7 protein-coding genes and 1 pseudogene are annotated in these 8,085 nt (G+C 66.2%); 2 read left to right on the top strand and 6 right to left on the bottom strand.

Annotated elements, in window-relative coordinates:
- From VF662_RS04735 to dapA, 4 genes and pseudogenes are all read right to left on the bottom strand, one after another.
- Positions 1-624: pseudogene (locus tag VF662_RS04735) on the bottom strand (M13 family peptidase); the annotation flags it as partial.
- A 58-nt stretch (positions 625-682) separates the two neighbouring features.
- Entirely contained in the window at positions 683-1,231 is a 549-nt protein-coding gene (locus VF662_RS04740) for a DUF2062 domain-containing protein (protein WP_464138297.1), read from the bottom strand.
- Positions 1,224-1,706, bottom strand: a complete 483-nt coding sequence (gene smpB, locus VF662_RS04745) for an SsrA-binding protein SmpB (protein ID WP_464138299.1) — start codon at positions 1,704-1,706, stop codon at positions 1,224-1,226. Before smpB ends, VF662_RS04740 begins: the two co-directional genes overlap by 8 nt.
- Positions 1,707-1,796: 90 nt before the next feature.
- Positions 1,797-2,672, bottom strand: a complete 876-nt coding sequence (gene dapA, locus VF662_RS04750; RefSeq protein WP_464138303.1) for a 4-hydroxy-tetrahydrodipicolinate synthase — start codon at positions 2,670-2,672, stop codon at positions 1,797-1,799.
- Between the two features lie 206 nt (positions 2,673-2,878).
- Between dapA and VF662_RS04755 the strand changes: the two genes are divergently transcribed.
- On the top strand, positions 2,879-4,837 hold the full coding sequence (locus VF662_RS04755; RefSeq protein ID WP_464138307.1) for a lytic transglycosylase domain-containing protein: 1,959 nt from the start codon (positions 2,879-2,881) through the stop codon (positions 4,835-4,837).
- A 10-nt stretch (positions 4,838-4,847) separates the two neighbouring features.
- On the top strand, positions 4,848-5,330 hold the full coding sequence (gene greB, locus VF662_RS04760) for a transcription elongation factor GreB (protein ID WP_464138310.1): 483 nt from the start codon (positions 4,848-4,850) through the stop codon (positions 5,328-5,330).
- Positions 5,331-5,460: 130 nt separating this feature from the next.
- On the opposite strand, the gene VF662_RS04765 is transcribed toward greB, so the two are convergent.
- Both VF662_RS04765 and aspS read right to left on the bottom strand, forming a co-directional pair.
- Positions 5,461-6,237, bottom strand: a complete 777-nt coding sequence (locus VF662_RS04765) for a polyphosphate kinase 2 family protein (RefSeq protein ID WP_464138312.1) — start codon at positions 6,235-6,237, stop codon at positions 5,461-5,463.
- A gap of 55 nt (positions 6,238-6,292) precedes the next feature.
- Positions 6,293-8,085, bottom strand: a 1,793-nt coding sequence (aspS, locus tag VF662_RS04770; RefSeq protein ID WP_464138314.1) for an aspartate--tRNA ligase, incomplete at its 5' end; no start/stop codon positions are given.

The following is an 8,085-nucleotide window of genomic DNA, read 5'->3' on the forward strand; positions in this document are numbered from 1 at the left end:
GCTGAGATAGTAATCGCGGTTGGGAAGGCCGAGGCCGCCCTGGCTCAGCTGGAAGATGGCGGCGTCCGGGTTCTTGTCGTCGCTGTCGACATAATTGCCGAACGGGCTGTTGAGGCCGACCCGGGCGAGATCGCCCATCACCGCTGCCAGCGCACCCTTGTTCGGAGCCGCCTTGATGCTCTGGAGGAGCGGCGTCAGCGGCCGGATGCCCGCCGCTTCGACCGCTTCACGCTCCATGAAGCTCGCATAGAAGTCGCCGATCTTGGAGCCCGGCACCTTCGCCTGCTCTTCGAGGATCTCGCGGGTGCGCGCGGTCGAAAGATCGTCGAGCACGTGGAACATGCCGAAGGCGGAGCGGTCCTCGGGAATGGGGGTCGTTCGCTCCCAGTTCGCGCTGGCGAAATCGTAGAATTCATCGCCCGGGCGGACATTGCGGTCCATGCCGGCAACGTCGAGGCCGAAGTCCCCCAGCTGCGCCTTGGGTGCAGTCGCGGGGGTGACGGGGCCGGCGGCGGCCTCGGCGACGACCGCCGTCTGCTCGGCAACCTCGCTCTTGGTGACGCTGCCGGTCGTGCAGGCGGCGAGCGCGGTGGTGGCCGAAAGGGCGATGAGGAGTTGGCGCATGTGCTGGCTTTTCCCTGTTTGAGAGTATTAGCCGACTATAGCGCCCGCGGCGGCGGCATCAACTGCCGCGAAGGGCCCTACGCTTCCACTTGCGGGCTTGCCACCAGCGCCAGACGAAGCCGGAGATCAGGTAGCCGACGAGCGCGCTGACGAGGGAAATGACGAACAGCCCCGACACGAGCGCGGGAGCAGCGTCCGACGCGAGCCAGGCGAGCCATTCCTTCGCGCCCGCTCGCCGTTCGTAGAGCGTGTAGAACGTGCCGAGATCGGCGTGGAAGCCGAGCCTGTTGCCGACGTAGATAGAGGCGACGAGGATGAAGGGCGTTGTCGCGGGGTTGGAGAGGAAGGTCATCGCCGCCGCGATCGGGATGTTCGCCCGGAACGGCACCGACATCAAGGCGGCGCCGACGATCTGGAGCCCCGGGATCATCAGGAAGATGCCGACCAGGATACCAACCCCGACGCCGCGCGGCACCGACCGGCGGGTGAAGCGCCAGAGGTCGCTCCTGAGGACGCGGCCTCCGAACGGCTTGATCCAGCGGCTCTCGGCAAGGTCCTCGCGCTTCGGCGAGTTCTTGGCCAGCCACCGTCCGATCCGCTCAACCACGCTCGCGCATCAGGCGGCCCTGCTCCCTCTTCCAGTCCTTTTCCTTCTGATATTCGCGCTTGTCGGGCGCCTTTCGTCCGCGGGCGAGCGCAAGCTCCACCTTCGCCCGGCCGCGGCCGTTGAAATAGACGGAGAGCGGAACGAGCGTCATCCCCTGCCGCGCCACCGCTCCGAACATCTTGGCGATCTCGCGTTCCCGGAGCAGCAGCTTGCGCGGCCGCTTCGGCTCGTGGTTGAACCGGTTGCCGTGGCTGAATTCGGGAATGTTCGCGTTGATGAGCCACACCTCCCCGTCCTTCACCTCGGCATAGCTTTCGGAGATCGAGCCTTCGCCGAAGCGGAGCGACTTCACTTCGGTGCCGGTAAGCGCGATCCCCGCCTCGAACTTGTCCTCGATGGCATAGTCATAGCGCGCCCGCCGGTTCTCGGCGACGATCTTCTTCTTGTCGAACTCGGGATGGTGAGGGCGGGCCATGAGGTCAGCAGATAGGCGCGAAAGCCGACCACACAAACCCCATTCGGTCCGAGACGAGCTTAGGGCAAACGGACTGGGAGAAAACCTCCCTCACAGCAGCCCGGCATGTTCGAGGGCGGCATCGACCGCTCGGCGGCTTGCCTCCGAAGGCGGGGTCATCGGCAGGCGCAGATCGGCGGGAAAGCCTGGGCGGACGCGGCTGACCGCATATTTGACGGGGCCGGGCGACGCATCGCTGAACAGCGCCTTGTGGAGCGGGAAAAGCCGGTCCTGAAGTTCCAGCGCGCGGCCATGGTCTCCCGATAGATAGGCATCGTGGAACTCGGCGAACAGGCGCGGCGCGACGTTTGCTGTTACGGAGACGGTGCCGGAGCCACCCATCGCCAGGAAACCCAGCGCCATATCGTCGTTGCCCGAGAGCTGGACGAAGTCGGGCCCGCAGGCGATCCGCTGGGCAGTCACCCGGTCGAGCGCCCCCGTCGCGTCCTTGACGCCCTTGATCGCGGGAAACTTGGAAAGCGCCGCCATCGTCTCGACCGATATGTCGGTCACCGTCCGGGCGGGGACATTGTAGAGGATGATCGGAAGATCGGTGGCAGCGACGATGGCTTCGAAATGCGCATAGATGCCGGCCTGGTTCGGGCGGTTGTAATAAGGCGGCACCAGGAGCGCGGCATCGGCGCCGGCCTCGGCCGCCGCACGGACGAGCTCGATCGCGACGGCGGTGTTGTTGGAGCCGCAGCCGGCAAGTACCGGCACTCGGCCCGCGGCAGTCTCGACGCAGGCGAGGATGACCCGGCGATGCTCCTCGGCGCTGAGAGTCGCTGCTTCCCCGGTGGTCCCGACCGGCACCAGCGCGCTGCTCCCCTCCCCGATCTGCCACTCCACGAAATCGCGGAAAGCCGCCTCGTCGAACGCTTCGTCGCGAAAAGGAGTCACAAGAGCGGGGATGGACCCACGGAACATGGTTATCTCCTTCACATTAGGCCCGGATTCTCGCATAAACATCGCGGGAGGCCCTCAGTTATTCAGGGCCTGATAAGGAGGGGGTCGGCATGATGTCCAGCATGCACAGAAAAGCACTGACACTTGCCCTTTTATTCGCTTCCGCAGCTTCGGTCGGCGCAGTGCTCTCGCCGCGGGCGCAGTATCGGTATCCGGTGCAGCCTTCCGTGCCAACGCAAGCCGCGCCAGCGCCGGTGCAGCAATATCAGCCTCAGCAGAGCTACCAGCCGCCCTATCAGCCCGCCTACCAGTCGGCATCGCCGCGGATCAGCTCCGCGATCGAGCGCTGGTCGAGCCTGCGGCAGTCTGACAACTTTTCCTTTTCCTCCTACGCCTCGTTCCTGACGAGCTATCGCGGCTGGCCGGGCGAAGCAGGCATGCGCAGGAGCGCCGAGCGCGCGATCGATCTTTCGAGCAGCCGCCCGGGCGAAGTGACTTCCTTCTTCCGGATCTTCCCGCCGCTGACGCCGACCGGTCACGCGCGTCATGCCCTCGCTTTGCAGGCCGAAGGCAATGTCAGTGAAGCGCGGGCGGCGGCGCGGCGCGCCTGGACCGCCGGCTACCTGCTGCCGCAGGATGAAAGCCAGCTGATGAGCGTCTTCGGCTCCTCGCTGACGCCGCAGGACCATGATGACCGCATCGCGGCCTTGCTGGACAGCCAGGGCACCGACAGCCGCGCCAGCGCCCAGCGGCTGATCGGCTTCGCCTCGCCTTCGCGGCGGGCGGTGTTCGAGACGCGGATCGCGCTCCAGACCAACGCACCCGACGCGGAGAGCCGCTACTCGGCTCTCGGGTCCGCCGGCGCCGGCGACGCCGGAGTGATCATGGACCGGGCCGACTGGCTGCGCCGGGGCTCGCAGAGCGTTGCCGCACGGTCGCTGCTCGCCCAGCCGAGAAGCCTTTCGAACCGGCCGCAAAATGTCGAGAAATGGTACGAGACGCTGCTCACCTATGCCCGCGGGGCGGCGGCGGACCGCAACTGGTCCACGGCTTACCAGATCGCGAGCCAGGTCGACGATGCCTATGCGCCGGGCGTGAAGGTCATCGAGCGAAGCGAAGGCGAGCGCGACGATTATACGAGCCTCACCTGGCTTGCCGGCACGACCGCTCTCCAGCAGCTCAACCGGCCTTCGGACGCGGTGACTATGTTCCTCAAATATGCCCGCGGCGGCCGTTCGACGCAGGTGCTCACCAAGGGGCTCTACTGGGCGGGCCGCTCGGCGCTGCAGGCCGGGCAGATGGCGCAGGCGATGAGCTATTTCGAGGAAGCGGCGCGGCATCCGGAGCTCTTCTACGGCCAGCTCGCGCTGGAGCGCCTCGGCCGGACGGTGCCCGCGCCCGCGGCCACTCCGATCCCGACCGAGGCCGAGAGGGCCGCCTTCCGCACCCGCGACCTCGTCGAGGCGACGCGGACGCTCGGGCTGATGGGCCGGCACGACGACCAGTCGCTGTTCGTCCGCGCGCTTTCCGCCCAGGTGGAGACGCAAAGCGAGAAGGCGCTGGCGATGGAGCTTGCACGCTCGATGGGCCGCCAGGATCTCGGCGTCTGGGTCGCCCGGAACTCCCGCAACTCCGGCAACCCCTTCTACGTCCAGGGCGGCTATCCGGAAGCGAGGGTTCCGGCATCGCAGAGCCACCTCTGGTCGCTCGCGCACGGCATCATCCGGCAGGAAAGCTCGTTCGACCGGGCGGCGGTGAGCCACATGGGCGCCCGCGGAATGATGCAGCTCATGCTCCCCACGGCGCGCGAGGAAGCGGGGAAGATCGGCGTCGGCTACGATCCGTCGCGGCTGACTAGGGATCCGGATTACAACGTGATGCTCGGGAGCCATTATTTCGAGCGGCTTCTGAACCAGTGGGGCGGCAATACGGCGCTTGCGGTGGCGAGCTACAATGCAGGCGCCGGAAACGTGCGCAAATGGGTGAACGCCAATGGCGATCCGCGCATGCCGGGCGTCGACATCGTCCGCTGGATCGAGGAGATCCCCTTCTCCGAGACCAAGGGCTATGTGCAGCGCGTGCTCGAGAATGCCGTCGTCTATGACGCCTTGAACCCTTCGCGGGCGCGGGCGCCTGAGCGGACGCGGCTGTCCTATTATCTCGGAAAGAACGGCCGCCCGGGCTAAGGCGGCCCGAATGGCCGAGAAGTTCAACCACATCACCCCGGACGGCTATCGCCGCCTGCGGGAGGAATATGAGGCGCTGTTCGGGGTCGAGCGGCCGAAGCTGGTCGAGACGATCAGCTGGGCCGCCGGCAATGGCGATCGCTCCGAGAATGGCGACTATATCTACGGCCGCAAGCGCCTCCGCGAGATCGACAGGCGGATCAACTGGCTCTCGAAACGCATGGCCGCTGCGAACGTGCTCGATCCTTCCAAGCAGCCGGACCGGAGCCGCGTCTATTTCGGCGCCACGGTCACGCTGGCGGATGAGGACGACAATGAGCGGATCGTCACGCTCGTCGGCGAGGACGAGGCCGATGCCGGCACCGGGCGCGTGAGCTGGAACTCCCCCATCGCGCGGGCGGTGCGCGGAGCGACGGTGGGCGATGTCCGGCGGGTGCAGCTTCCTTCCGGCGAGAAAGAACTGGAGATCGTCGCGATCGATTATCCCGGTTGATTGCAGGCGGTGCGTCCTTCGAGACGCCGGTTCGACAGGCTCACCGGCTCCTCAGGATGAGCGGCCCCCATTAAAGCGCTCATCCTGAGGAGGGACTGAGCTTGGCGAAGGCCCGTCTCGAAGGATCCAATCAGGTTTTCCCGAACGCGTCCTTTGCCAGCGCCTCGACCTCGGGTGAGATTGCAGGCGGCGTCATCTTCACGTTCCGCTCCAGGGCGTCCGCGATCTTCGTGAGCGCGTCGATCCTCGCCGATTTCTTGTTGTTGCCGTCGATCGCGTGCCAGGGCGCCCAGCGCGTGTCGGTGTGGGCGAACATGTCCTTGATCGCGCGGATATAGTCCTCGTGCTTTTCGCGATTGCGGAAATCTTCCGCCGTCACCTTCCACCGCTTCCACGGATGCTCGACCCGCGCCCGCAGCCGCTCGTCCTGCACCTCCTGCGTCACGTGGAAGAAGAGCTTCACGATCGTCGTTCCGTCGTCCGCCTGCTGGGCTTCGAACTCGTTGATCTCGTCATAGCCGCGGCGCCACTGCGGCTCCGTGGCGAAGCCTTCGACGCGCTCGACGAGCACGCGGCCGTACCAGCTGCGGTCGAACACCGCGATCTCGCCCGCGCCGGGAAGCTTGTTCCAGAAACGCCAGAGGAAGTGGCGGGCTTTCTCCTCCGCCGTCGGCGCCTTGATCGGCCATACCGCGAAGTGGCGCGGGTCCCACTTGGCCGTCAGGCGCTGGATCGCACCCCCCTTCCCCGCCGCGTCCCAGCCTTCGAGCACGACGAGCGCTCGCCTGCCATGCAGGATGTGGGCGACGAGGATGCGCGACAGCCGCTCCTGCAGCGCCTCGAGATCGGCCGCGTAATCGCCTTTATATTTGTGCCCGGCTTGGTAGTCGGAGAGGTCGATCGCCATCGGGCCAGCCTATCCGCCCGCCCCTGCTCCCGTCGAGCGGCCGTTGGAGACTGTCCTATTCCGGGGCGACGAGAGCGGCGGTTTCCTTCTTCGCCGCGCCCGGCTGCTCGACGATCCGGATGTTGAGCTCGCGCAGCTGCTTCATCGACACCGTCGAAGGCGCACCCATCATCAAATCCTCGGCCTTCTGGTTCATCGGGAAGAGAACGACCTCGCGGATGTTGGGCTCGCCGGCCAGAAGCATCACGATTCGGTCGATGCCAGGCGCGGAGCCGCCGTGCGGAGGCGCGCCGAACTTGAAGGCGTTGATCATGCCGGAGAAGTTGGTGTCCACGTCCTCGCGCGTGTAGCCGGCGATCTCGAACGCCTTGTACATGATGTCCGGGCGGTGGTTGCGAATCGCGCCGGAGGACAGTTCAACTCCGTTGCAGACGATGTCATACTGGTAAGCGAGGATGTCGAGCGGATCCTTGGTCTCCAGCGCCTCGAGCTCGCCCTGCGGCATTGAGAAGGGGTTGTGGGAAAAGTCGACCTTCTTCGCTTCCTCGTCATATTCGTACATCGGGAAGTCGACGATCCAGCAGAAGTCGAAGCGGTTCTCGTCGATGAGGCCGAGCTGCTCCGCGGTGCGGGTGCGGGCCGCGCCGGCGAGCTTGGCCGCCTGCGCTTCCTTGCCGGCGGCGAAGAAGATGCCGTCGTCGGGGCCGAGGCCGAGCTCCGCGATGAGGCGGCGGGTCGCTTCCTCGCCGTGGTTCTTGGCAATCGGGCCGCCGAGTTCGCCACCCTTCTGGGTGATGTAGCCGAGGCCGGCATGGCCTTCGGAACGCGCCCACTCGTTCATCTCGTCGAAGAACTTGCGGCTCTTCTCGGCCGTGTTCGGCGCCGGGATCGCCCGGACGACGCCGCCGGAACCGACGATGTTGGCGAACAGGCCGAAGCCGGAGCCTTCGAAGTGGCTCGACACGTCGGAGATGATGATGGGGTTGCGGAGGTCGGGCTTGTCCGAGCCGTATTTCAGCATCGACTCGCGATACGGGATGCGCGGGAACGAACCCGCGGGCGTGACGCTGCGGCCGTTGGCGAACTCCTCGAACACGCCGGCGAGCACGGGCTCGATCGCCTGGAACACGTCCTCCTGGGTGACGAAGCTCATCTCGAAATCGAGCTGGTAGAATTCGCCAGGGCTACGGTCGGCGCGGGCGTCCTCGTCGCGGAAGCAGGGGGCGATCTGGAAATAGCGGTCGAATCCCGCGACCATGATCAGCTGCTTGAACATCTGCGGCGCCTGCGGGAGCGCGTAGAATTTGCCGGGATGGACCCGGCTCGGCACCAGATAGTCGCGCGCGCCCTCGGGGCTCGAGGCGGTGAGGATCGGCGTCTGGAATTCGGTGAAGCCCTGATCGACCATTCGGCGGCGGATCGATGAGATCACGTTCGAGCGCAGGATGATGTTCTGGTGGATGCGCTCGCGGCGAAGGTCGAGGTAGCGGTAGCGAAGGCGGATATCCTCCGGGTAGTCGGCCTCGCCGGCGACGGGGAGCGGAAGCTCGCTGGCTGAGGATTGCACGACCACGTCATCGGCCGAAAGCTCGATCTCGCCCGTGGCGAGGTTGGGATTGGACGCTTCGGGGCCACGCGCCACAACCTCGCCGGTGACGGTGACCACCGATTCCGCGCGAAGCCCGTCCAAAATGCGCAGCGGCTCGCCGCCCGCCTTGGCGACAATCTGGGTGATGCCGTAATTGTCGCGAAGATCGACGAACAGCACTCCGCCATGGTCCCGCTTCCTGTGCACCCAGCCGGAAAGCTTCACCCGCTCGCCGACATTCTCGGCGCGGAGCTGGGCGC

It is taken from the genome of Allosphingosinicella sp., assembly GCF_036387215.1.
Lineage (GTDB): Bacteria > Pseudomonadota > Alphaproteobacteria > Sphingomonadales > Sphingomonadaceae > Allosphingosinicella.

What these genes read in the sequence shown, in the direction of transcription:
- smpB (WP_464138299.1), bottom strand. Translation starts at nt 1,706, where the DNA reads ATGGCCCGCCCTCACCATCCCGAGTTCGACAAGAAGAAGATCGTCGCC.
- dapA (WP_464138303.1), bottom strand. Translation starts at nt 2,672, where the DNA reads ATGTTCCGTGGGTCCATCCCCGCTCTTGTGACTCCTTTTCGCGACGAA.
- greB (WP_464138310.1), top strand. Translation starts at nt 4,848, where the DNA reads ATGGCCGAGAAGTTCAACCACATCACCCCGGACGGCTATCGCCGCCTG.
- VF662_RS04765 (WP_464138312.1), bottom strand. Translation starts at nt 6,237, where the DNA reads ATGGCGATCGACCTCTCCGACTACCAAGCCGGGCACAAATATAAAGGC.